Annotated in this window: 22 protein-coding genes; 10 read left to right on the top strand and 12 right to left on the bottom strand. The window is 73.2% G+C overall.

Features of this window, described 5'->3' with window-relative positions:
- Window positions 1–63 precede the first annotated feature (63 nt).
- The 6 genes from ACQP2F_RS21865 to ACQP2F_RS21840 all read right to left on the bottom strand — a co-directional run bounded on the left by ACQP2F_RS21865 (window position 64) and on the right by ACQP2F_RS21840 (window position 5,175).
- Window positions 64–1,266, bottom strand: coding sequence for a hypothetical protein (locus tag ACQP2F_RS21865; RefSeq protein WP_433306836.1), 1,203 nt, complete (start codon window positions 1,264–1,266; stop codon window positions 64–66).
- Window positions 1,253–1,786: a SigE family RNA polymerase sigma factor gene (locus ACQP2F_RS21860; RefSeq protein ID WP_433306834.1), complete on the bottom strand. Its 534-nt coding sequence runs from the start codon at window positions 1,784–1,786 to the stop codon at window positions 1,253–1,255. The genes ACQP2F_RS21865 and ACQP2F_RS21860 overlap by 14 nt, the downstream gene beginning before the upstream one ends.
- An 82-nt stretch (window positions 1,787–1,868) precedes the next feature.
- On the bottom strand, window positions 1,869–2,963 hold the full coding sequence (locus ACQP2F_RS21855) for a hypothetical protein (protein ID WP_433306832.1): 1,095 nt from the start codon (window positions 2,961–2,963) through the stop codon (window positions 1,869–1,871).
- Entirely contained in the window at window positions 2,960–3,979 is a 1,020-nt protein-coding gene (locus tag ACQP2F_RS21850; RefSeq protein ID WP_433306830.1) for a hypothetical protein, read from the bottom strand. Before ACQP2F_RS21850 ends, ACQP2F_RS21855 begins: the two co-directional genes overlap by 4 nt.
- 2 nt (window positions 3,980–3,981) lie before the next feature.
- Window positions 3,982–4,188, bottom strand: a complete 207-nt coding sequence (locus ACQP2F_RS21845) for a hypothetical protein (RefSeq protein ID WP_433306828.1) — start codon at window positions 4,186–4,188, stop codon at window positions 3,982–3,984.
- A gap of 63 nt (window positions 4,189–4,251) precedes the next feature.
- A complete protein-coding gene (locus tag ACQP2F_RS21840; RefSeq protein ID WP_433306826.1) occupies window positions 4,252–5,175 on the bottom strand; it encodes a LacI family DNA-binding transcriptional regulator in 924 nt (307 codons plus the stop codon).
- Window positions 5,176–5,608: 433 nt separating this feature from the next.
- Here ACQP2F_RS21840 and ACQP2F_RS21835 point away from each other — a divergent pair, with 433 nt between their 5' ends.
- A complete protein-coding gene (locus ACQP2F_RS21835) occupies window positions 5,609–6,805 on the top strand; it encodes an LCP family protein (protein ID WP_433306824.1) in 1,197 nt (398 codons plus the stop codon).
- Here the strand turns inward: ACQP2F_RS21835 and ACQP2F_RS21830 are convergent.
- From ACQP2F_RS21830 to ACQP2F_RS21815, 4 genes are read right to left on the bottom strand one after another with little or no spacing between them, the layout of a single operon-like run.
- Window positions 6,802–8,172 carry a DUF1501 domain-containing protein gene (locus ACQP2F_RS21830; RefSeq protein ID WP_433306822.1) on the bottom strand — a complete coding sequence of 457 codons (1,371 nt, stop codon included), beginning with the start codon at window positions 8,170–8,172 and terminating at the stop codon, window positions 6,802–6,804. The genes ACQP2F_RS21835 and ACQP2F_RS21830 overlap by 4 nt on opposite strands.
- 14 nt (window positions 8,173–8,186) lie before the next feature.
- Window positions 8,187–9,455, bottom strand: a complete 1,269-nt coding sequence (locus ACQP2F_RS21825; protein ID WP_433306820.1) for a DUF1800 domain-containing protein — start codon at window positions 9,453–9,455, stop codon at window positions 8,187–8,189.
- A 51-nt stretch (window positions 9,456–9,506) separates the two neighbouring features.
- The gene (locus tag ACQP2F_RS21820; protein WP_433306818.1) at window positions 9,507–10,574 is read right to left on the bottom strand and encodes a sensor histidine kinase; all 1,068 of its coding nucleotides are present in this window, start codon (window positions 10,572–10,574) and stop codon (window positions 9,507–9,509) included.
- On the bottom strand, window positions 10,571–11,230 hold the full coding sequence (locus tag ACQP2F_RS21815) for a response regulator transcription factor (protein WP_433306816.1): 660 nt from the start codon (window positions 11,228–11,230) through the stop codon (window positions 10,571–10,573). Before ACQP2F_RS21815 ends, ACQP2F_RS21820 begins: the two co-directional genes overlap by 4 nt.
- Window positions 11,231–11,336: 106 nt before the next feature.
- On the opposite strand from ACQP2F_RS21815, the gene ACQP2F_RS21810 reads away from it, so the two are divergent.
- Window positions 11,337–12,245 (top strand): S1 family peptidase, encoded by a 909-nt coding sequence (locus ACQP2F_RS21810; RefSeq protein ID WP_433306814.1) that lies wholly within the window; start codon window positions 11,337–11,339, stop codon window positions 12,243–12,245.
- Here ACQP2F_RS21810 and ACQP2F_RS21805 read toward each other — a convergent pair.
- On the bottom strand, window positions 12,151–12,732 hold the full coding sequence (locus ACQP2F_RS21805; protein WP_433306812.1) for a TetR/AcrR family transcriptional regulator: 582 nt from the start codon (window positions 12,730–12,732) through the stop codon (window positions 12,151–12,153). The genes ACQP2F_RS21810 and ACQP2F_RS21805 overlap by 95 nt on opposite strands.
- A 49-nt stretch (window positions 12,733–12,781) precedes the next feature.
- Here ACQP2F_RS21805 and ACQP2F_RS21800 point away from each other — a divergent pair, with 49 nt between their 5' ends.
- The 4 genes from ACQP2F_RS21800 to ACQP2F_RS21785 all read left to right on the top strand — a co-directional run bounded on the left by ACQP2F_RS21800 (window position 12,782) and on the right by ACQP2F_RS21785 (window position 16,152).
- Window positions 12,782–14,212: an MFS transporter gene (locus ACQP2F_RS21800; RefSeq protein ID WP_433306810.1), complete on the top strand. Its 1,431-nt coding sequence runs from the start codon at window positions 12,782–12,784 to the stop codon at window positions 14,210–14,212.
- A 40-nt stretch (window positions 14,213–14,252) separates the two neighbouring features.
- Window positions 14,253–14,600 (top strand): PadR family transcriptional regulator, encoded by a 348-nt coding sequence (locus ACQP2F_RS21795; protein WP_433306808.1) that lies wholly within the window; start codon window positions 14,253–14,255, stop codon window positions 14,598–14,600.
- Entirely contained in the window at window positions 14,597–15,577 is a 981-nt protein-coding gene (locus ACQP2F_RS21790) for a permease prefix domain 1-containing protein (RefSeq protein WP_433306806.1), read from the top strand. Before ACQP2F_RS21795 ends, ACQP2F_RS21790 begins: the two co-directional genes overlap by 4 nt.
- Window positions 15,578–15,723: 146 nt before the next feature.
- On the top strand, window positions 15,724–16,152 hold the full coding sequence (locus ACQP2F_RS21785; protein WP_433306804.1) for a hypothetical protein: 429 nt from the start codon (window positions 15,724–15,726) through the stop codon (window positions 16,150–16,152).
- Here ACQP2F_RS21785 and ACQP2F_RS21780 read toward each other — a convergent pair.
- The gene (locus ACQP2F_RS21780) at window positions 16,109–17,254 is read right to left on the bottom strand and encodes an acyl-CoA dehydrogenase family protein (RefSeq protein WP_433306802.1); all 1,146 of its coding nucleotides are present in this window, start codon (window positions 17,252–17,254) and stop codon (window positions 16,109–16,111) included. The genes ACQP2F_RS21785 and ACQP2F_RS21780 overlap by 44 nt on opposite strands.
- Before the next feature lie 128 nt (window positions 17,255–17,382).
- Between ACQP2F_RS21780 and ACQP2F_RS21775 the strand changes: the two genes are divergently transcribed.
- The 4 genes from ACQP2F_RS21775 to ACQP2F_RS21760 are packed head-to-tail and all read left to right on the top strand — an operon-like array spanning window position 17,383 to window position 23,246.
- The gene (locus ACQP2F_RS21775) at window positions 17,383–19,026 is read left to right on the top strand and encodes an acyclic terpene utilization AtuA family protein (protein ID WP_433307582.1); all 1,644 of its coding nucleotides are present in this window, start codon (window positions 17,383–17,385) and stop codon (window positions 19,024–19,026) included.
- Window positions 19,023–20,618, top strand: coding sequence for an acyl-CoA carboxylase subunit beta (locus ACQP2F_RS21770; RefSeq protein WP_433306800.1), 1,596 nt, complete (start codon window positions 19,023–19,025; stop codon window positions 20,616–20,618). The genes ACQP2F_RS21775 and ACQP2F_RS21770 overlap by 4 nt, the downstream gene beginning before the upstream one ends.
- Before the next feature lie 8 nt (window positions 20,619–20,626).
- On the top strand, window positions 20,627–22,639 hold the full coding sequence (locus tag ACQP2F_RS21765; RefSeq protein WP_433306798.1) for a biotin carboxylase N-terminal domain-containing protein: 2,013 nt from the start codon (window positions 20,627–20,629) through the stop codon (window positions 22,637–22,639).
- The gene (locus tag ACQP2F_RS21760) at window positions 22,632–23,246 is read left to right on the top strand and encodes a TetR/AcrR family transcriptional regulator (protein WP_433306796.1); all 615 of its coding nucleotides are present in this window, start codon (window positions 22,632–22,634) and stop codon (window positions 23,244–23,246) included. Before ACQP2F_RS21765 ends, ACQP2F_RS21760 begins: the two co-directional genes overlap by 8 nt.
- The last annotated feature ends 3 nt before the right edge of the window (window positions 23,247–23,249 follow it).

The raw sequence follows: 23,249 nt of genomic DNA, 5'->3' as shown, positions 1-23,249 counted from the left end.
CGGCCGCGGACACACCGACGGCGCCGCCTCGGCGGAGGCGGCGCCGTCGGGTTTCCCAACCGGTTAAGGCTTGAGGGCCTTGGCGGCCGGAGTCCAGGTCGACTCGTCGTGCACGTCGGCCACCTTGATCGACTGAGCGATCTTCTTGAGCTCCGCCTCCGGCAGCTCCGCGCCGGTGGCCTCGTCGCTGACCTGCACCTGCACCTTGCCGTCCGCGCTCCACACGTTGCAGAAGCCGCCGGCGTAGCACTTGGTCTTGCCGGCCTGCGCCTTCTGGTTCGAGTTCCCGCTCGGCACCACGAAGATATTGAAGCTGTTCCGGATGGTGCCGTCGACCGAGTCGTATGGCTGGGAAAGTCCCGTGGCGGCCGGCGCCGGCCGGGCGAAGGTCGCCCCGCCGAAGTCGCCCTCGCGGGCCGCGGCGATGCCGTCGAGACCGGGCATCGCGTGCGTGCCGGTCTGCACGGCGGTGAAGCCGGCCGGCACGTAGCCGACCGTGAACGGCAGCGGGGCCGCCTTCGGTGCGGCCGGCTTCAGGCCGGTCACCAGCGCGCCGAGGTCGGTGAAGGACGGGTCGGCCTCGTCGCTGGAGATCGACGTGACCATCGCCCACGCGTTGTCGGCGTACTCCCAGGCGAGACCCTTGTTGGCCGGGTCGGCCGGGTTCTTCGGGTCGAGGCCGACGGGCAGGGTCGCCTGCACCGCCTTGTGCCCGGCCACGGTCACCGCCTTGCCGTTCCGGATCCCGGCCGGGTCGAAGGCACCCGGACGGTAGACGGTCAGGTAGGCGTACAGGGTCGGCTCGCGCTTGCCGCCGTTCTTCAGCTTGTCGAGCGTCGCCTTCGCCTCGTCGCCGGAGACAGGCTTGTCGTTGGAGGTGCGGCCGGTCTCATAAACCGAGGCGATCTGGTACGCCGTCGACGTCACGATCGGGTCCTGCACCTGGAACTTGCCGGCATCGAAGCCCGCGAACGTGAACGTGAACGGCGCCGCGTCGGCCCACTTGGCCTCGTTCCCGGGCGCCGCGGCCACCCCCTTCGTGGTGGTGGCCGGTCCGGCCTCGGTGGTGCTCCTCTTCGCGCCGGTGGAGGAGAGCGCGAACGAGCCCGCCACCACCACGGCGACCAGCCCGGCCGCGCCGGCCGAGGCAAGGCCGGCCCGGCGGCGGCGCTCGGCCCGCCGGCCGGCCACCACGATGTCGTCGGCGGTGCGCGCCAGCGGCGGCTCGTCGGCCATCACCGAGTCCACCACGTCATGCAACTGCATTGGTCCACTCCTCCATCGCTTCCCCGGTCAGATTGATGCGTTCGGCGGCCAGCAGCTCGCGGAGCTTGGCCAGCCCGCGCGACGACTGGCTCTTGGCGGTCCCGACGTTGCAGTCGAGAACACCGGCGGTGTCCTCGAGGCTCAGGCCGAGGTAGTGCCGAAGGAAGACGGCCGCGCGCTGCCGGGCCGGCACCGCGTGGAGCGCGGCCCGCAGGCGAAGCCGCTCGTCGGTCGCGCCGGCCGGGTCGGCCAGCGGCACCTCCGGCATGGCCTGGCCGGACGACTGCTCCCGGCGCCACGGGCGGCGGGTCTCGTCGATCGCGGCCCGGTACACCATCGTGCGCACGTAGAGATCGGGCCGTTCCAGCTTGCGCCAGCGCGGATAGAGCTTCACCAGCGCGTTGGCCACGGCGTCCTCGGCCGCGTGCCAGTCGCCGCAGGTCACGTACGCCAGCTTGCGCAACGGTCCGATCTGGAACGTCACGAACTCGCGGAACGCCTGTTCGTCTTCGGCTTTCAAGTCGGTTGCCTCCCCTTGTGACGAAGGTGGAACGGTGGGAGCGGCGCCGGGAGTTGCACGGCCGGGCAAAGTAATCGGGCGGTCACCGGGCGAGGCGGTCGTGGTCGAGCGCGGCCCGCGCGCGCACCTCGGTCACGAACCGCCGGGCCACCCCCGCGGAGACCATGACCGCGCCGTCGGCGGTGGTCAGGTCCGCCTCGGTGGCCTCCTGGTAGGCGAGCAGGCAGGAGCGCATGCCCTCGGCGAGGTGGTCGAGCAGGCTGCGGCTGGGCCGGCGCGGGTCGAGCAGGGTCAGGCGCTCCAGCAGCCCGGCCAGGGCCTGCTCGCGGTGGCCGGGCTGCAGGCCGGCGACCCAGTCCCGGGCCGAGTCGACCAGCCGCGGCAGGCCGGCCGGGTCGGGCACGAGGCCCCGCCCGGCCGCCATCGCCTCGCCGATCAGGTGCGTCACGACGCGCCGCGGCGACTCGCCCTCGACCAGGATCGCCTGCACGACGGTCGCCGGCACCTCGGCCTGCGGGCCCAGATCGTCGAGCCGGCAGAAGACCGTCACCGGGTCGCAGCCGGCGGCGTCGGCCGCCACCGAGGCGGCGGCCGCGAGCCAGTGCGCGGCCGCGACGCACGCGGCCGGCGGGTCCATCGCGGCGAACAGGTGCGGGTCGCCGAGCGGCGTCTCGTGCAGCAGCCGGTTCGCCGCCGCCACCTGCACCGGCGACGGATCCTCGTGGTCCAGGCCGGCGGCCTGGGCGGCCCGGCCGGAGAGGTCGCCCCGCCCGGCCCGGTCGAGCGCCTCGGTCTCGGCGTCGACCTCGCCCAGCACCACCCGGGTCAGGGCGGGCGACGCCAGCAGGTGCAGCAGCCGGCCGAGCGCGTGCCCGGCCTCCACCAGCGGATCGAGGGAGACGGACTGGATGCCGCGCCGATCGGGAAGGTTCGGCGCGAGCAGCGCCTCCCGCATCCGGCGGAGACGTTCGGCGAGGACCAGCACGCCGGGGTACGTCTCCCACAGTCGCGTCGACAGCCGGCCGAGCGCCACGCAGACGTCGGCGCCCCGCCCCGGGGCGAGCTCCGGCGGCCACCGGCACACGGTCGCCGCGCGCGGCGCGACGCCGGTCGGCCAGACGGCGATCATCGTGGCCGGGTCCCCGTCCCGGTCCCGGCACAGGGCGTACGTGGTCACGGGTTCCCCCGGGCGACCCGGTCGAGGCGGACCCGGGTCACCGTGTAGGTGATCGTGACGCCGTGGCCGACGAACCGGATCGGCTCGCCGGTGGACGCGTCGAGGGTCAGGCTCTCGGTCGTGCCGGGCGCGAAGGCGGGCGCGCCGGCGGTCAGCGTGAGCGTCGCCCGGTCGCCGGCGGCGCCGCGCCCGACCGTCACCTCGGGCATGGTCGACAGCAGCCGCAGCACGCCGGCCCGCACCATCGGGTCGCCCGCGCCGGCACAGAGGGCGTCGAGGGAGTTGCCCCAGACCCAGTTGTCGGTCCGGTTGACGGGGTGCCGGCCGCCGGGCTTCCGCGCGGCCGCGCCGGCCGGGTCACCAGAGGTGGCCCCGGGGCCGGGGTCGCCGGGCGTGACCGCGGGACCGGGGTCGCCAGGCGTGACCCCGGGGCCGATCGGGTCGACCGCGGCCGCCGGGTCGGGCGCCGACGCCATCCGCTGCCGGGCGATGTGCAGGTCGCCGGTGGCCGCGAACCGGGCCGCCGCCAGCTCCCGGCGGTAGAGGTCGCCGCCCTCGGTCCGGTGCGCCTTCACCCGGGCCGGGAGGGCGCCACGCGTACCGGCGAAGTAGTAGTCGCCGTTGTCGGCGAACAGGTCGAACACCCGCACCCGCCGGCCGTCGGCCAGTCTCTGGTCGCGCCGGATCAGCGTCGCGTCCCCGGCCGGCCGCCGCTCGGCCGCCAGATAGTCGACCAGCTGAAGCAGCGGGGTGGCCGGCCCGTCGGAGCCCGGGACCGTCACCGAGGGGCGCGCCGCGGCCGGCTCCTCCCCCGGCGCTCCGGATCCGCCGCCGACCGCCAAGCCGGCCGCCGCCACGACGGCCAGCACGCCGGCGCCGCCCGCCAGCCGCGCCGCCACCCGCCGGCGCCGCAGCTGGCGGGCCCGCTTCTCGACCCGGTCGAAGTCGGGCGCGAACGGCCGGTCCGCCGCGAGGTAGCCGAGCGCCGCGCTGAGGTCTTCCTCGGTGCCGAACATGGTCACCGCTCCGCCCGGCCGGGGACGGACCTCAGCTCGGTCAGCGCCCGGCGTGCTTCCCGCCCGAGGTCGCCGGGCAGGTGCCGATCGCCACACACCAGGAACGCCGTGCGGCGCAACGAGGCGGAAATGCCGCGAACGACGTGCCGGAAATCGTCGACAAGCATTTCCGCGGCGAGATCGTCCCTGGTCAGAACATGAAGAGACACACTCTTGAGACGAATTCCGGGGCCCGGTTGTGCACCGGCGCCGAAAATTCGGAAAAGGGCAGGCTACGTCGAATCGCGAACGATCAATCGAGCGCGGCCCGGTGGTACGCCGTCGATCTCCAGCCCCAGGGCGGCCCGCGCGGCCCGCCGGCCGTGCCCCTCGCCGTCGATCTGCACGGTGGTCAGGGCCGGGGTGGCGAACGCGCCGTGCTCGGTGTCGTCGAACCCGATCACGGCCAGGTCGGCGGGCGCGGACAGGCCCAGATCGGCCATCGCGGCCAGGGTGCGCAGGGCGGTCTCGTCGTCGTGGCCGGCGATCGCGGTCACCTCCGGGAACACGGCACGGAAGGCGGCCAGCGCCGCGACGGCCGCCGAGCGCGACCGCGGCACGGGAAAGCAGACCGGGGGCGGCAACCCGGCCGCGGCCGCGGCCCGGCCGCAGATGCGCAGCCGCACGTCGCCCGGCAGCGGGTCGGCCGGGGTGGCCAGGGCGATGCGGGTGTGCCCGCGCGACGCCAGGTGCCGGATCTGCAGACCGGCGTGCGCGGCGAGGCCGTCCGGCCGGTCGTCGTCGCCGGGCTCGTCGCCGGTCCGGCAGATCTCCGCGAAGCTCAGCACCGCGCGCGGCCGGATGGCGTCGAGGATCTGCTTGGCGGCCGTGCCGGTGGGCGCGCCCGGCCGCACCAGCAGCACGTGGCCGTGCGCGGTCAGCTCGTGGTCGAGGCCCTGGATGAAGCTGCGCGAGTAGTTGCCGCCGATGCCGCTCTCGATGTGCAGCACCACGATGCGCGACGCGCCCTCGCGCAGCGCCCGGGCGATGCCGTGCGGAACGTAGCCGAGGTCGCGGACCGTGCGCAGCACCCGCTCGCGCGTCGCCGTCGAGATCGTCTGGTTCGGCGTCTCGTTCAGCACGAAGCTCACCGTGGCCCGCGAGACGCCGCTCGCCGCGGCCACGTCCTTGAGCGTCGCGCGGCGGGTCTCGGTCATGGCTGCACGTTATCGACCGTTGCCAAGTCGCCGGCCGGGCCGGGACGGGACCGGACCGGGCGCGCTCGGCCGCCGCCGGCCGAGCGACGGTGGGCAGTGTGGCGGGGACCACAATGAGGACCGTTCTACCCGCGGTCGCGACTCCGCACCGGCCGCGGCGACCGGTGAAAAGCCGTGGCGGGTGACCCTTCGTCGCATTTGGCGACGGTTTCCGGGTCCCGGGATCTCTATCGGCCAAAATAGAAGACAGTCAAATAAGCGCCGTTCCGGAATCGGAAGATCACAACCGGTCACAAGCGGGATGTACCGCCCCAACGGCCGATTGACTACGGCAACGTGAAGATATATCTGTTCTGTGCGATGTTCTGCCCGGCGCGGGCGACCCCGCCATTCCGGGGCTGGTTAACACGCTCGTGTCAGGAGGAATCGACGGATGCCGGGACAGACCGTCTCCCAGGGGCCCCGCGACGTCCGGTCGAGCGGCGGCGGCGCCAACGGCAACGTCCCCAAGCTGAAGGCGAAGCGGCAGAAGGCCCCGCTCTGGGCAAAGGCGGTCACCGCCGTCGGCACGTTCATGGCGGTCCTGGCCATCACCGGCATCGTCAGCGTCAAGTACTTCCTCGGTCAGCTGACCCACAACATCCAGACCACGTCGAGCGTCCTCGACGACGAGACGGCCGGCACCAAGACGGCCTCCGGCAAGCTGCCCGACGGCGCGATGAACCTGCTGCTGCTCGGCCTCGACACCCGGGCCGGCTGGGAGGAACGGGGCGAGGCGTCCCGCTCCGACACGATGCTGATCCTGCACATCCCCGCGACGCGCGACCAGGCGTACATGATCTCGATCCCGCGCGACATGGACGTGCAGATCCCGGCGGACCGCACGCTGGGCACGCCGGCCCAGGTCGGGAAGATCAATGGGGCGTACGCGACCGGCTCCGAGAACAAGCGGGGCTGGACCGGCGGCGCGAAGCTCGCCACCAAGACCGTCCACGAGCTGACCGGCATCGACTTCAACGGCGTCGTGGTCATCGACTTCAACGGCTTCCAGGGCATGCTCAACGCCATGGGCGGCGTCTACATGTGCGTCGACAAGGACGTCTGGTCCAGCCACTACATCATCGTCGACGGCAAGGTGCAGTACGCGGTGGGCGCCGACCCGCTGTCGCCTCCCAAGAACGCCCTCTGGTTCAAGAAGGGCTGCCGCGAGATGAAGCCGTGGGAGGCGCTCGAGTTCTCCCGGATCCGCCACTCCAGCAACGGCGACTACGACCGCCAGCGCCACCAGCAGCAGCTGCTGCGGGCGATGGCCAAGAAGGCGACGAGCGCCGGCATCCTGACCAACCCGGCCCGGGTCGCCGCCATCCTCAAGGCGGCCGGCTCGTCGCTCAAGATGGACACCCACGGCGTCAGCGTCGAGGACTTCATGTTCGGCCTGAAGGGCCTGGCCGCCGGCGACCTCATCCCGGTCAAGACCAACAACGGCACGTACGCGAAGTCCGAGCTCGGCAACGGCGAAGGCATCACCCAGAGCACCAAGGACCTGTTCAAGGCCACGGCCGACGACAACCTGCGCAACTACCTGGGCCGCCACCCCGAGCTGCTGATCAGCGACGGCGCCGCCTCCTAGGCCCAGACCCCGGTCAGGCGGCCGGACCAGCCGTTCAGCGTCGCCGCCGGGTCGCTCCGCAACACCTCGGCCAGCAGGGACGCGTAGACGTCACGGAAGTCGGTCGTGTACTTGAGGTCGCCCTGGTCGAGGTCGGTCAGGCTGGGCGCCTCGCCGTAGAGGCCGCCCCGCACGCCCGCGCCGAGCAGGAACATGGACGAAGCGGTGCCGTGGTCGGTGCCGTCCGAGGCGTTCGCGGTCACCCGCCGGCCGAACTCCGAGTAGACGGCCACCACCACGTTGCGGCCGGCGGCGGTGCGGGACATGCGGTCGGCGAAGACGGCCAGCGGCTTGTCCAGCTTGGCCAGCTGGCCCTCCTGCGCCTGCTTCTCATCGGCGTGCAGGTCGAAGCCGCCGAGCGACACCGAGTAGACCCGGGTCGCGGCGCCGGCCTCGACACACCTGGCCACGAGCGCGAGCTGCGCCGCGAGGGTCTGGTCGCCGCCGCCGGTGGTCGTCGCGCCGGAATCGTCGCCCGGCTCGTCCTCGCCGCCGGAGGAGGCGGAAGAGGCACCGCCCGCGGAAGAGGCGGAAGAGGGACCGCCCGCGGAGGAGGCACCGCCCGCGGAAGAGGCACCGCCCGCGGAAGAGGCACCGCCCGCAGAGGAGGCGGAGGAGCCTGCGGAGTCGGCGGCCGAGACCTCGTGCATCAGGTCCTGGATGCGGGTCAGGTCGGTGAAGCAGGCGGCGGCGCGGGCGCGGGCGGCGGGCTCGCCGGCGGCGGGACGGCCGAGCGCCGCCAGCTGGGCGGTGGTCACGCCCGCGGGCAGGGCGACCGCGCCGCCGGGAACGGTGGCGCCGGCGCTGTGCGCGCCGGCCAGCAGCGGGGGCAGCACCGGCTCGAACGAGACGGCCAGCCGTGGGTCGCCGCCGGCCGCGTCCAGCCAGCGGCCGAGCCAGCCGGTGTTCTCGGGGCGGTCGGGACGGCCGGTCTGCCAGATGTCCATCGACCGGAAGTGGCTGCGGTCGGGACGGGGATAGCCGACGCCGCGGACCACGGCCAGCCGGCCGGCGCGGAAGAGCCGGTGCAGGCCGGTCATCGCCGGGTTGAGGCCGAACCCGTCGTCGAGGGGGAGCACCTGATCGGCGTCGTAGGCCAGGGCCGGCCGGGCCCGGGCGTAGGCGGGATCGGCGTACGGGATGACGGTGTTGAGCCCGTCGTTGCCCCCGTAGAGCGTCACCAGCACCAGCGTGCGCGCCGAGGGATCGCGGTCGCCGGCCGTGCGCAGGATGTCGGAGAGGGCGTAGGCGCCCCCGCCCGCGGCGAGCAGACCGCCGGCCGCGACGCCGCTCGCGACGAGAAACCGGCGGCGGGTGATGGCGTCCATGAACGTGGTCCTCCTCAGTGGACGGTGTACTCGGGAGTGGCCAGCGCGAGCGCGAGCAGGCGCTGGGGCTGCTCGGCGACCGGCTCGAGCACGGCGGCGGTGCGGTCGCTCCAGGCGTCGACCGCGAGCAGGGCGGCGAGCGCGTCGAGGCGGTCGCCCTCGGCGGTCTCGGCGAGCTGCCGTACGGCAGCCGGGGCGAGCGCGGTCAGCGCCTGCCCGGTGCGCAGGCGCGCCTGGGCGGCGGCCGTCGTCAGCCACGCCTCCCCGGCCGGCCAGCCGCCCACGCTCGGCGGCCGCAGCGGGACCTGGCCGAGCGCGCGGAGACCGGCGAGGATCGGCTTGCGGCCCTTCGACGGATCGACACCGAGCTGCCGTACGGCGCCCACCACCCACTCGATCGGCTGCTTCACGAGGTGGCCGGCCGTCGCCGCGAAGCCGGGATCGAGCGCGAGCGTCCGCAGCATCGCGGTCACGTCGTTGCCCACAGCGGTGAGGGCGGCCGGCACCGGCTGATCGCCCGAGCCGTAGCGCAGCCAGACCCGGCCGGCCAGGAACGGCACGTGCGCCGGGTGCCGGACGAGCAGGTCGGCGAAACCGTCGACGTCGAGCTCACCGGTGCGGCCGAGCAGCGTGACCGGGCCGGTGGCGTGCCGACCGGCGGCGAGGCGGCTGGTGCCGGCGGCCCGGTCGATCTGCCAGCCGGTGAGCACCCGGGCCGCGGCCTTCACATCCTGCTCGGTGTAGTGGCCGACGCCGAGCGTGAACAGCTCCATGACCTCGCGGGCCAGGTTCTCGTTCGGCGCCTTGCGGGTGTTGCGCTGACCGTCGAGCCAGAGGATCAGGGCCGGGTCGCGCAGCATGGCCCGGACCAGCGGGCCGGTGGCTCCCGGCCCGTACCGCCGGAAGGTCTGCTGTTGTCTCAGCATGAGCCCGGCCGAGCGCACCTTCCGCACACTGGTCGCCCAATGGCCGTGCCAGAAGAACGTGAGCTTCTCGGCCGCGGTGCCGCCGGCGGCCATCCGTCCCAGCCACCACGCCACCGCGTCGGCCACCTGTGCCTGAGCGGCCTGCCGGGCCCGTTGCCGGTCCTCGCGGGACGCACCCCGGCCCAGCGCGGCCACCGGATCGGCGCCGGGCGAGGGCAGGTCGGGGACGCCCGCGGGCGCGAGGAGCCGGGCCACGGTGGGCTCGAGCCCGTCGCGCACCGCGGCGTCGACCTCGGCGGCGGTCGGCCCGAAGGTCAGCCGTCGCAGCACGTGGGAAACCAGGCGTCGGTCCGTCATGGGGGCGAAGGTAGGCCGCCCGTGTAAGCGTGCGGTAAGGGCGAGGTCAGGTCATTGATCGGGGTGGTCGGGAAAGGAGACCTGGACGCGCAGTCCGTCGTGGCCGGTCGAGTGGGCGGCGATGGTGCCGTCGTGGGCGCGGGTGATCGACCGGGCGATCGACAGGCCGAGCCCGGCGCCGCCACTGTGGTCGATGCGCGACCCGGCCAGCCGGCGGAACGGCTCGAACAGCCCGGTCACGTCCTCGGGCGGGACGTCGTCACCGGTGTTCACCACCACGAGGGCGGGGCTGCCGGCCACGCGTACGTCGATCGTGCCGTTCTTGCGGTTGTATTTGACCGCGTTCTGCACCAGGTTCGTGACCAGCCGCTCGAGCAGCACCCGCTCGCCGACCACCACCCGCGGCGCCAGCGTGCTGGTGATCGTGACGCCCGCCTCCTCGGCCCGCGCCCGGTGCGCCTCGAGCACCGCCGCCGTCACCTCGTCGAGCCGCACCGGCGAGCGCGACACCAGCCCCCGGTCGCTCTCGCTCAGCACCAGCAGGCCCTCGATCAGCCGCTCGTTGCGCTGGTTGGTCTCCAGCAGCTGCGCCGCCAGCAGCGCGATCTGGTCCGGGTTGAGCTCGCGGGCCATCCCGACCTCGATCAGCGTGCGCTGTACGGCGAGCGGCGTGCGCAGCTCGTGCGAGGCGTCGGCGGCGAACCGGCGCTGGGCGTCGTAGCCGACCGCGATGCGATCCATCATGTCGTCGATCGCGCGGCCGAGGTCGGCCAGCTCACCCCGCTTGCGGGCCGGCCGCAGCCGGTGGCCGAGGTTCTGCGGCCCGATGTCGGCGATCACCGGGATCAGCTCGCGCAACGGGGCCACACACCACTGGACGGCGGCCACGCAGACGCCCAGGATGACCAGGAGCACGACGGCGCGGGCCAGGATCGGCACGACGCTGGGATGCCGGAAGAACTGCGCGCACACGTACGCGGTGCTGTCCCGGCACGGGGACGGAACGAGCTCGCCCCACAGGTAGAGCAGCTCGTCGGCGAGGCGCGGCGCGAACGTGGCGGCGAGCAGCAGCAGGCCGCAGACCAGCAGCATCCGCCGCGCCGGGGACCGGTCGGTCACGAGCCGAGCCGGTAGCCGACGCGGGGCACGGTGTGGATCACGGGCGGGTCGCCGAGCTTGCGGCGCAGCGTCATGATCGTCACCCGGACCGCGTTGGTGAACGGGTCGGCGTTCTCGTCCCAGGCCTTGTCGAGCAGGTCCTCGGCGCTGACCACCTGGCCGCCGGCCCGCAGCAGCACGTCGAGGACGGCGAACTCCTTGGGCGACAGCGACAGCACCAGCCCGTCCCGCGAGGCGGTGTGCCGGGTGGTGTCGAGCGTGACCCCGTCCCGCTCCAGCAACGGCGGCAGCGCCGGCGCCGAGCGGCGGGACAGCGCCTGGAGCCGGGCGACCAGCTCGGCGAACGCGAACGGCTTGGTCAGGTAGTCGTCGGCGCCCAGGCCGAGGCCCTCGACCCGGTCGCGGATGCCGGCCGCGGCGGTCAGCAGCAGCACCCGGGTGGTGGCGCCGGAGCCGACGATGCGGCGGCACACCTCGTCGCCGGTGCGGCCGGGCATGTCACGGTCGAGGACGGCCACGTCGTACCGGTTGACGCCGAGCCGTTCGAGGGCGCTGTCGCCGTCGTAGACCACGTCGACGGCCATCGACTGCCGGCGCAGCCCCTCGGCCACCGTGTCGGCGAGCATCCGCTCGTCGTCGGCCAGCAGCACTCGCACGAATCCTCCACTCCCGGGGCAGGTCAGCCTCGCACAGCGGGGATAAAGGTTTCGTAAACGGTCCGCTGACGCTCGCCCGACGGCCGGATCGGCAGCATCGGTCACCGTGTCCCGAACGTACCTCGTCCGCCTGCTCACGGCGGCCGCGTCGATCGTCGTGCCGGCCGCACTGGTCGTCGTGCCGGCCGCGCCCGCGGCCGCCGTCGCGCACGGCGACCGGGTCGCCGCGGGCCGGTACCGGTTCGCCACCAAGCTGACGATGACCGGCATCCCCACCGGAGGCGGCGAGACCCGGGACAGCTGGTGCTCGGGCGCGCTCGTCGCACCGCGCTGGGTGATCACCGCCGGGCACTGCTTCCGCGACGCCGCCGGCCGCCGGGTCAGCGAGACGGTGGCCCGCCGCACGGTCGCCTCGGTCGGCGGTCACGACGTCCCGGTCGTCGCGGCGCACCAGGCTCCCGGCTACGACGTGGCCCTCGCCGAGCTGGCCACGCCGGTCACCGACGTCACCCCGATCCGGCTCGGCACCGGCGCACCCCGCGAGGGCGAGATCGTGCGCCTTCTCGGCTTCGGGCTGGCCTCCGGCGACGAGTCGGCCGGCTCCCCCGGTCTGCGGACCGGCCGGTTCGTGGTCGACCGGGTGGGCGACACGCTCCTGGACATCTCCGGCCGCGAGCCCCGGGCCGACACCAGTGCCTGCCCGCACGACTCCGGCGGTCCCTACTTCACCGAGTCGCGCGGCGGGACGGCCGTCCTGGTCGCCGTGGTCAGCACCGGCCCGGCCTGCCCGCACCCCGGCGCCGACTTCGCCGCCCGCACCGACCGTCTCGGCGACTGGATCACCGACACCACCGCCGGCGGACGGGGTCTTTCGTTCGGGTGGGCGGCGGTTCCCCTGCTCATAGCGCTCGCGGCTCTGATCATCCGGCGACGCCGTTCCGGAGCGCGTCGAACAGCGCCTCGAACCGCGCCCGATGACCATCCAGCACGGCTTCTCGTGTCTCCCCGGCGATGAGCCGGCGCGCGGTCTCCACCAGCACCGTCGCGTAGCCGGCCACGAAGAACGCGGCGAGCAGCCCGTCCACCTCTGCGGCCAGGGTCCGCTCCAGCGAGGCGGCGATCTCCCGGGCCCGGCCGATCAGCGCCGGCGACCCCGCCACCGTCCGGAAGAACGGCACCGACCGCTCGTCGAGCCCGGAGAGCGGGTGCCGCTCGTCGACGAGGCGGAAGGTCAGCGAGCGCAGCGCCGCCACCGCGTCGACGCCCGGCGCCCGGTCGCGTACGGCCGCCCGCAGCAGTTCGGCCGCCTCGGCCGAGCGGTCCAGGAACAGGTCCTCCTTGCGCGGGAAGTGGTTGAAGACGGTGACGCTCGAGACGCCCGCCTCCCGCGCGACCTCGGCCACCGTGACCGCGTCGAAGCCCTGCTCGAGGAACAGGCGGGCGGCGACCTCCGCGATCCGCGCGCGCGTCCGGGGCCCGCCGCGCTCTGCGTTCCGGGGCATGTGACCTCACTCTCTTGTGTGACTAAATTTAGTGACTTAGCTTAGTGGCATGACTTCGTTGCGCGCCGCCTGGATGGCCCTGACCGGCCTGTCCGCCGTGTTCCTCTTCGAAATGCTGGACAACTCGATCCTGAACGTCGCCCTGCCCACGATCGGGCGCGACCTGCACGCGTCGACCACCGCCCTGCAGTGGGTGACCGGCGCGTACGCGGTGGTCTTCGGTGGCCTGATGCTCGCGTTCGGCGCGGTCGCCGACCGGTTCGGCCGCCGCCGGATCATGCTGCTCGGGCTCGTCCTGCTCGGCGCGGCCGGCCTGGCCACCGCCTTCGTCACCACCGCCGGCGAGCTGATCGCCGTCCGGGCCGCGATGGGCGTGGCCGCCGCGATGACCACTCCCGGCTCGATGGCGCTGGCCTTCCGCCTGTTCGACGACGACAAGCTGCGGGTCCGCGCCATCAACGTCATCTCGACGGTGGGCCTGGCCGGCCTCGCGATCGGCCCGGCCGCCGGCGGCTTCGTGCTCGCGGTCGCGCCGTGGCCGGTGCTGCTGCTGGCGAACGTGCCGATCGCCGCGCTCGCCTTCGCCGGCATCCGCCTCGGCGTCGCCGCCGACGACCCGGCCGGCCTGCATCGCGACCCGGTCGACGTGCCCGGCGCGGTGCTGGGCACGGCCGCGATCGTGCTCGCCCTGGTCGCGCCCACGCTCTTCGTCGACGAGGGGGCCGGCTCGTGGGCGCCGTGGGCGGTGACGGCCGGGTCAGGCGTCGCGGCGGCGCTGTTCGCCCGGCGCGAGCGCTCGGCCCGGCACCCGCTGCTCGACCTCAAGCTGGTCGCCCATCCCCTCGTCTCCAGCGGCCTGGCGTTCAAGGCCGCGGCCGGTCTGGCGGTCGCCGGCCTCGGCTACATGGTGACCCTTCAGCTGCAGCTCGATTGGGGCTGGTCCGCCGGTCTCGCCGCCATCGGGCTCCTGCCGCAGGTCATCGTCCTGATCGCGGGCGGCGCGCTGCTCACCCCGTTCGTCGAACGCGCCGGCCTGGAGCGGGCGGCCCGGCTCAGCGCCGCGACCGTGGTGGCCGGCCTCGCCGTCTACGGCCTGCTCGGCAATCTCGGGTACGCCTTCGTGGCCCTGGCGCTCGCGCTGGTCGCCGCCGGGATCCGGGTCGTCGGCGTGGTCGCCGGGACCAACGTCCTGCGCGGCCTGCCGGCGGACCGGACGACCATCGGCGCCGCGCTGACCGACACGGCCACCGAGGTGACGTCGGGCGCCGGCATCGCGATGACCGGCACGATCCTGGCCGCGATGTTCACCGGCAGCATCGCGACGCCGCACTGGAGCGCGCAGCAGACGGGCGAGTTCCGCTCGGCGATCACCATCGCGTCACTCACCCTCACCGTCGTGGCGGCGGCCCTGGTGGCCTTCGGATTCGCCCGTACGCGCAAAGCTCCCACCCCCGAACTGACGCCGCGCACATTGGTGTAGCAAGTTGCCATAGTGTGTGTCGCGCAGTATCGTGTCGAGCATGACGATGGATGCGACGTTGGCGGGACACCTCCAAGAGCTGCGGCGGGGAACGGTCGTCGTCGCGAGCCTGACCGTCCTGCGCGAGCCCGGCTACGGCTACTCGCTGCTCGAGACGCTGAGCGAGGCCGGCTTCGAGGTCGAGGCCAACACGCTCTATCCGCTGCTGCGCCGGCTCGAGGCGCAGGGGCTGCTGACCAGCGAGTGGAACACCGACGAGGCCCGGCCGCGCAAGTTCTACCGCACCACCGAGCAGGGTAGCGCGCTCGCCGCCCTCCTCCGCGAGGAATGGGCTCGCCTCGACAAGGCGATCACCGATCTCGACACGACCACGGGGAGCACACGATGACGAACCTCGTCGACCGCTACGTCCACACCGCCCTGCGCCGCGTGCCCGAGCAGCAACGCGCCGACATCGATCGCGAGCTGCGGGCCTCCATCGAGGACGCGGTGGACGCCCGCGTCGAGGCGGGCGAGAGCCGGGAGGCCGCCGTCGAGGGCACGCTGACCGAGCTCGGCGACCCCGACCGGCTCGCCGACAGCTACGCCGACCGGCCGCAGTACCTGATCGGACCGGAGCTCTACCCGGCCTGGCGGCGGCTGTCGGTGCTGCTGCTCAGCGCGGTGCTGCCGGTCGTCGTGGCGGTGGTGGTCGTCATCCAGCTCTTCGACGACCCGGCGATCGGCAAGGTGATCGCCGCCGCGGTGACCTCGGCGCTCACCGTGGGCGTGCAGATGATGTTCTGGACCACCCTGATCTTCTTCGTCGTCGAGCGGGCCGGCCGCGGCACGATCAGCCTGCGGTCGCCGTGGTCGCTCAAGGACCTGCCGCGCTACGAGCCGGACGGGTTGCCCACCCACGAGATGGCGGCCGGCCTGGTCTGGCCCGCGCTGCTGATCGCCGCGCTGATCCTCCAGCAGTTCACGTTCAGCGAGGTTCCGGTGCTCGATCCGGCCAACTGGACGTTCTGGTGGCCGTACCTCATCGTGGTCCTGATCCTGCAGGGGGTCTACGAGGTCTGGGTGTGGCGGCTCGGCACCTGGAACCGCACGGTGACCGTGGTCAACACCGTCCTGCAGCTGCTCTTCACGGTTCCGCTGATCTACCTGCTCGCGACCGGTCACTTCTTCAACCCGGAGTTCGACAGCTTCGCCGGCCTCGGCGATGACGTGGACGTGGAGCGCTGGCTGTCGCTGGGGATCATCGCGATCCTGCTGATCGGCACGGTCAAGGACGTCGTCGAGGTGGCGATGCGCGGGGAGCGGATCCGCAAGGGCGTGCCGGCCAAGGTGGCCGGCAGCGGTGGCGGTTACGAGATCGGCTGAGATCGGCTGAGCTTCCGGTCGGGTCTTCCGGTCGGGTCTTCCGGTCGAGTTATCCACAGAGGACGGGTCGCCCGCGGGCGGCCCGTTCGCGTGCGCGGCAAACTGTTCGCACCAGCGCGTTCCGCAACGAGGCAGGACGGTGTCCCATGGCCCAGCCGCTCTTCTGGCAGCTCACCGACGACGACCGTCAGGTCAACCTGACGGCGACGGCCCGGCCGGACGGTTATGCCGTCCGCGTGGTCGTCTGCGCCGAGCCCGACGGGCGGGTGGTCGCCCAGCTCACCGGGCGGGTGCCGGAGCTCAAGCACATCGGCGGCATCGGGCGGGTGTTCCTGAAACCGCCGGCGTCCCGGAGCGGCGCGCCGGCCGACCGGGCGCGGAAGACGGGCGCGCCGACGGCCGCACCCCGCCGGGCGCGGGAGGCGGCCACGGCCTCACCCCGAGGTGCGCGGGAGTCGGCCACGGCCTCACCCCCGGCGGGCGCGGCGGCCACGTGCGGAACCGGCCGGCAGCGCCTGACGGCCGGCGGCGTCAGGCCGGCAGGCCGTCCAGGCGGGCCAGCACCTGCAGCATGACCTCGTCGGCGCCGGCGCCGATGGAGGTCAGGCGGACGTCGCGGAGCATGCGGGCCGTCCAGGTCTCCTCGAGGTAACCGGCGCCGCCGTGGAACTGCAGGCACCAGTCGGCCACCTCGCGGATCAGGCGGCCGGCCTTGAGCTTCGCGACGGTGGCCATGCGGGTGATGTCCTCGCCGGCCATCAGCGCCTCGCAGGTCTGCAGGTTGTGGCTGCGCAACAGGTCGACCTCGGCCTGCAGCTCGGTCAGGCGGAACGCCACGTACTGGCGGTCGGCGAGCGGGCGGCCGAAGACCGAGCGCTCGTGGACGAAGGCGCGCGTGCGGTCCAGCGCGTACTGGCACTGGCCGGCCGTGGTGTAGGCGGCGAACATGCGCTCGGTGACGAACTGGCGCATCTGCTGCTGGAAGCCGCGGCCGGCCTCGCCGATCGTGTAGGCGACCGGGACGCGTACCTCGTCGAGCACCAGCTCGGCGGTGTCGGAGCAACGGTTGCCGAGCTTGTCGAAGGTGCGGGCGACCGAGAAGCCGGGGAGGTCGGTGGGCACGACGATCTGCGACATGCCGCGGTAGCCGCCCTCGTCGGAGGTGCGGGCCAGCAGGCACAGCCAGTCGGCCTGGGCGCCGTTGGTGATGTAGACCTTGCGGCCGGTGATGACCCAGTCGCCGCCGTCGCGCACCGCCCGCGTGCGCAGCCTCGAGACGTCGGAGCCGGTGTCGGGCTCGGTGACGGCGATCGAGGTGACCGCCGTACCGGCGATCGCCGGGGCGAGGAACTGCTCCTTGAGCGCCGGGGAGCCGAAGTCGTGCAGGGACGGCGTGGCCATCATGGCCTGCACGCCGATCGCCATGCCGACGCCGCCGGCGTGCATCCGCCCGTACTCCTCGGCCGCCACCAGCTGGAAGCTGTGGTCGGCGCCCTCGCCGCCGTAGTCCGGTGAATACTCCAAGCCCAGCAGCCCCAGCGCCGCGGCCTTGGGGAACAGGTCGTGCAGCGGCGCGCGCCCGGCCGCCTCCCACGCGTCGACGTGCGGGTTGACCTCGGTGTCGACGAAACGCCGGACACTTTCCCGGAAGGCCTTGTGGTCCTCGTTGAGCCGCATCACCCGACGGTAGCGACCGGCCCGGCCGGAAAACAAGCACGCTTGCTTGTTTTTCCCGGCTGTGCGAGCCTCGGCTGGTGATCCGCATCGGCAACTGCTCCGGCTTCTACGGGGACCGCCTCTCCGCGATGCGGGAGATGCTGGAGGGCGGCGACCTCGACGTGCTCACCGGCGACTACCTCGCCGAGCTGACCATGCTGATCCTCGGGCGCGACCGCCGGGAGGACGCCGGTCTCGGGTACGCGCGGACTTTCCTCACCCAGCTGCGCGACTGCCTGCGGCTCGCCCTCGACCGCCGTGTGAAGATCGTGACGAACGCCGGTGGCGTGAACCCGTCGGCGCTGGCCACCGCGATCCGCGCGGTCGCCGCCGAGCAGGGCCTCTCCCCCACGGTCGCGCTCGTGCGCGGTGACGAGCTGGGTGCGGGCCGCCACGCGTACCTGGGCGGATTCGGCATTGCTCGCGCGATGGACGCGGACATCGTGGTCACCGGACGGGTGACCGACGCCTCGCTGGTGGTCGGGCCGGCCGTCGCGCGCTTCGGCTGGGGGCGCGACGATCTCGACCGGCTCGCGGGCGCCACGGTCGCCGGGCACGTCATCGAATGCGGCACGCAGGCCACCGGCGGGAACTATCCGTTCTTCACCGAGATCGAGGACCTGGCGCATCCCGGCTTCCCGATCGCGGAGGTCCACGAGGACGGCTCCAGCGTGATCACCAAACACCCCGGGACGGGCGGCGCGGTCACGGTCGGCACGGTGACGGCGCAACTGGTGTACGAGGTGCAGGACGCCCGCTACCTCGGCCCCGACGTGACGACCCGCCTCGACACGGTCTCGCTGCGGCAGGAGGGACCGGACCGGGTGCGCGTCGACGGCGTACGCGGGGAAGCGCCCCCACCCACGCTGAAGGTCTCGCAGACGGCGGTCGCCGGGTATCGCAACGAGATGTCGGTGGTGCTGACCGGGCTCGACATCGAGGCCAAGGCGGCGTTGTTCCGGCGGCAGTTCGAGGCCGGGCTGCGACGGCGGCCGGCCGAGCTGACGTGGGACCTGGCGCGGCTCGACGTGCCCGACGCGGCCACCGAGAGGCAGGCGTCGGCCCTGCTCACGGTGGTGGCGCGGGATCCGGAGCACAAGGTCGTGGACCGGCCGTTCAGCAATGCCGCGGTGGAGGTGGCGTTGGGGTCGTATCCGGGCTTCTTCGCGACGACGCCGCCGGGGCCGGCGCATCCCTACGGGGTGTTCACGGCCGGGTTCGTGCCGCAGGACGAGCCCGTGCACGAGGTCGTGCACGACGACGGGTCGGTCTCCCGGATCGCGCCGCCGGTTTTCCGAGATCGCTTGGATACTGGTCGTGCCCGGTCCACCCCCACCCTGTTACGGGTGGGGACCAGTAGAGCAACCGGGTACGACAGAAAACCGGAGCCGTCCACAAGGCGGCTGCCACTCGGCACGATCGTGGGGGCGCGCTCCGGGGACAAGGGCGGCGACGCCAACGTCGGGCTGTGGGTGCGCGACCCGGACGCGTACCCCTGGCTGGCGAATTTGATCGTCGCGGAGCGTGTCCGCGAGCTGCTCCCGGAGACGGCGGACCGGCCGATCCGGATCACCGAGCTGCCGAACATCCTGGCCGTCAACGTCGTGATCGAAGGGCTGCTGGGCCAGGGGGTCGCCTACGGTGCCCGCTTCGACCCGCAGGCCAAGGGGCTCGGCGAATGGCTGCGCTCGCGGCACGTCGACATCCCCCTCGAGCTTCTGGAGGCGCCGTGACCGTGCTGCGGTCCACACTGGACACCGGGTCGGCCGAGGCGGTCGCGGCCCGGCAGGCGATGCTCGACGCGCTCGGCGAGATCGCGGCGGAGACGGCCAAGGCCGTGGCGGGCGGCGGCGAACAGGCCGTCGAACGACACCACAGCCGCGGCAAGATGACCGCCCGGGAGCGGATCGAGCTGCTGCTCGACCTCGACTCGCCGTTCCTGGAGCTGGCCGCGCTGGCCGGCTACGGCTCGTCGTTCGCCGTCGGCGGCAGCGTGGTGGCGGGCATCGGCGTGGTCAGCGGCGTCGAGTGCCTGATCGTGGCGAACGACCCGACGGTCAAGGGCGGCGCCAGCAACCCGTGGTCGCTGCGCAAGACGCTGCGCATGCACGAGATCGCGCGGGCCAACCGGCTTCCGCTGATCGTGCTCGTCGAGTCGGGCGGCGCCGACCTGCCGACGCAGAAGGACGTGTTCATCCCGGGTGGAGCGGTGTTCCGGGACCTCACGCGGCTGTCGCGGGAAGGCGTCCCGACCATCGCGCTGGTCTTCGGCAACTCGACGGCCGGCGGCGCGTACCTCCCCGGGATGAGCGACCACGTCGTGATGATCGAGAAACGCTCCAAGGTCTTCCTCGCCGGTCCGCCGCTGGTCAAGGCGGCCACCGGCGAGGAGTCCGACGACGAGTCGCTGGGCGGGGCCGAGATGCACGCGCGGATCTCCGGGCTGGCCGATCATTACGCCGCCGACGAGCAGGACGCGATCCGCATCGGCCGGCGCATCGTAGCGCGGCTGAATCACGAAAAATCCGGACGAAAACCGGCGGAAACCAAGCCGCCCCGGTACGACGCGGAAAGCCTGCTGGACATCGTGCCGAAAGGCCTGAGATCCCCGTTCGACCCTCGCGAGATCATCGCCCGGATCGTCGACGACAGCGATTTCGACGAGGTCAAGCCGCTCTACGGCACGAGCCTGGTCACCGGCTGGGCCCGGCTGCACGGCTACCCGGTCGGCATCCTGGCCAACGCCAACGGCGTCCTGTTCAGTGCGGAGGCGCAGAAGGCGGCCCAGTTCATCCAGCTCGCCAACCGGTCGGACACGCCGCTGCTGTTCCTGCACAACACCACCGGCTACATGGTCGGCAAGGAGTACGAGCAGGGCGGCATCATCAAGCACGGCGCCATGATGATCAACGCGGTGTCGAACTCGGCCGTCCCGCACATCTCGGTGCTCATCGGCAACTCGTACGGCGCCGGGCACTACGGGATGTGCGGGCGCGCGTACGACCCCCGCTTCGTCTTCTCCTGGCCCAGCGCCCGCTCGGCGGTGATGGGCGCGCAGCAGCTCGCCGACGTCACCTATCTGGTGTCGAAGGCGTCGGCGCTGTCCCGGGGCCGCCCGTTCGACGAGAACGGCGCCGAGGTCGTCCGGCAGATGATCGAGCAGCAGATCACCGCCGAGTCGATGCCGCTCGTGCTCTCCGGCATGGTCTACGACGACGGCATCATCGACCCGCGCGACACCCGGGACGTGCTCGGGATCGCCCTCTCCGCCATCCACAGCGCGCCGGTGCGGGGCACCGATGCCTTCGGCGTCTTCCGGATGTGAGGCCTCCCATGATCTCGTCTGTTCTCGTCGCGAACCGGGGTGAGATCGCCCGCCGGGTCTTCGCCACCTGCCGTCGCCGGGGCATCGCCACCGTCGCCGTCTTCTCCGACCCCGACGCGGGCTCGCCCCACGTGCGCGAGGCCGACAGCGCCGTCCGGCTCCCCGGCGAGACCGCAGCCGACACCTACCTGCGCGGTGACCTGATCATCGAGGCGGCGCGGCGGGCGGGCGCCGACGCGGTCCACCCCGGTTACGGCTTCCTGTCGGAAAATGCCCACTTCGCCCGGTCCGTACGCGACGCCGGCCTCACCTGGGTCGGCCCCGGCCCCGAGGCGATCGAGGTGATGGGCTCGAAGATCGAGTCGAAGCGGCGGATGGCCGTGGCCGGCGTGCCCGTGCTCGAGCGGCTCGACGTCGCGACGCTGACCGCGGACGACCTGCCGGTGCTGGTCAAGGCGAGCGCCGGCGGCGGCGGACGCGGCATGCGGATCGTACGCGCGCTGGCCGAGCTGCCCGAGGCGCTGGCGTCGGCCGCGCGCGAGGCCGCGGCCGCGTTCGGCGACCCGACCGTGTTCTGCGAGCGGTACCTCGAGGACGGTCACCACGTCGAGGTGCAGATCATGGCGGACGAGCACGGCACGATCTGGGCGCTCGGCGAACGGGAGTGCTCGCTGCAGCGCCGCCACCAGAAGGTGATCGAGGAGGCGCCGTCGCCGCTGGTCGACCGGCTCGGCGGCGACCTGCGGCAGCGGCTGCTGGCGGCCGGGCGGGCGGCGGCGGCCGCGGTCGGCTACCGCGGGGCCGGGACGGTCGAGTTCCTGGCCGACGAGAAGGGCGGCTTCTGGTTCCTCGAGATGAACACCCGGCTTCAGGTCGAGCACCCGGTGACCGAAGGCGTGACCGGAACCGATCTGGTCGGCCTCCAGCTCGACGTCGCCGCCGGGCGCCCGCTGATCGGCCGGGAGCCGGCGATGTCCGGGCATGCGATCGAGGCGCGCTTGTACGCCGAGGACCCGGCCGCGGACTGGCGGCCGCAAACCGGGACGGTCGTCCTCTTCGACGTGGCCGGCGTGGCGTTCGAGAGCCCCGGCCGCGACGGGATCCGGGTCGACGCCGGCGTGGCCGAGGGCAGCGTGGTCGGCCCGCACTACGACGCGATGCTGGCCAAGGTCGTCTCCTGCGCGCCGGACCGGGAGGCGGCGGCCCGGCAGCTGGCGGCGGCCCTGCGCCGGTCGCGGGTGCACGGCGTGACCACCAATCGCGATCTTCTCGTCGGGAGCCTTCTGCACCCTCAATTCCTTTCCGGTACGGCGAGCACCGCCTTTTACGACGCCCATCCTCCGGCGTCATTGATCGTTTCTTTCCCCCGCCCGGAAATCGGCGCCCTGGCCGCCGCGCTGGCCGATTCCGCCGCCGAACGGGGACCGTTGCTGCCGGGCGTCCGAAGTGGCTTCCGGAACATTTCCGTTGGATACCGCCATCGAGCCTATTTCCACGGTGATGACGAAATTTCCGTGCGTTATCGATTCGCGCGGGGCGGCCGCCTCGAGGTCGACGGCATCGAGGACGTCGCATTCGTCTCGGCCGATCCCGCCCGCGTGGTTCTCGACGTCGAGGGCGTGCGGCGGACGTGGACGGTCGGCCGCTTCCCCGCCGGCCCCGACTTCCCCGCCGGCCCCGACTTCCTTGCCGGCCCCGACACGCCCGCGGACGTGCGGCTGGTCGTGGACGGCCCGCAGGGTTCGCTCGAGCTGCGCCGCAAGCCGCGGTTCACCGACCCGTCGTCCCGCGTCCCGGCCGGCGCGCTGGCCGCTCCGATGCCGGGCACGGTGATCCGGCTGGCGGTGGCGCCGGGCGACCGGGTCGCGGCCGGGCAGCCGCTGGTCTGGCTCGAGGCGATGAAGATGGAGCACGCCGTGCACGCCCCCGCCGCCGGCGTGGTCGCCGAGCTGCCGGTCACCGTCGGTCAGCAGGTCACCCAGGGCACGCCCCTGGCCGTCGTGACGCCCGCCGATGACTGACGTCACCACGCCCAAGCAGGACCGCAGCCGGGCCACGCGGCAGCACCTGCTGGAGACCACGATCCGCTGCCTCGCCCGGCACGGGTGGGAGACGTCCACGGTCGGGTTCATCGCGTCCGAGGCCGGGATCAGCCGGGGCGCCGTCCAGCACCACTACCGGACGCGGGAGGCGCTGATCCTGGGCGCGCTCGAGTTCATGTTCGAGGAGCGGGCCGCGCTGCTCGACGCGCTGCCCGAGCCGCCGGCGGGCGGGCCCGGCCGGGTGCACGCGGTGGTCGCGGGCCTGGTCGACGCGATCGGCGGCGAGCTGTTCCGGGCCGCCCTGCAGGTCTGGACGGTCGCCGCCGCCGACCCGGAGCTGCGCGCGGCCGTGGTGCCCCTGGAACGGCGCTTCGCCCGGGGCGTGCACCGGCGGGCCGTACGCCTGCTCGGCGTCGACGACGCCGACCCGGAGATGCGCGCGCTGATCCAGGCCACACTCGACATGGCCCGCGGGCTCGCGCTCGCCGACGTGCTCACCGACGACTCCCGGCGGCGCGAGCGCGTGGTGCGCGCCTGGTCGGCCCAGCTCGCCGCCGCGCTTGACACGCCCGGCCCGGCCACATAACTT

The organism is Actinoplanes sp. CA-030573 (assembly GCF_050951115.1).
In the GTDB taxonomy this organism is placed as follows: domain Bacteria; phylum Actinomycetota; class Actinomycetes; order Mycobacteriales; family Micromonosporaceae; genus Actinoplanes.
Note: the sequence above shows the minus strand (reverse complement) of the source record. Positions and strands in the feature narration are given on the sequence as shown.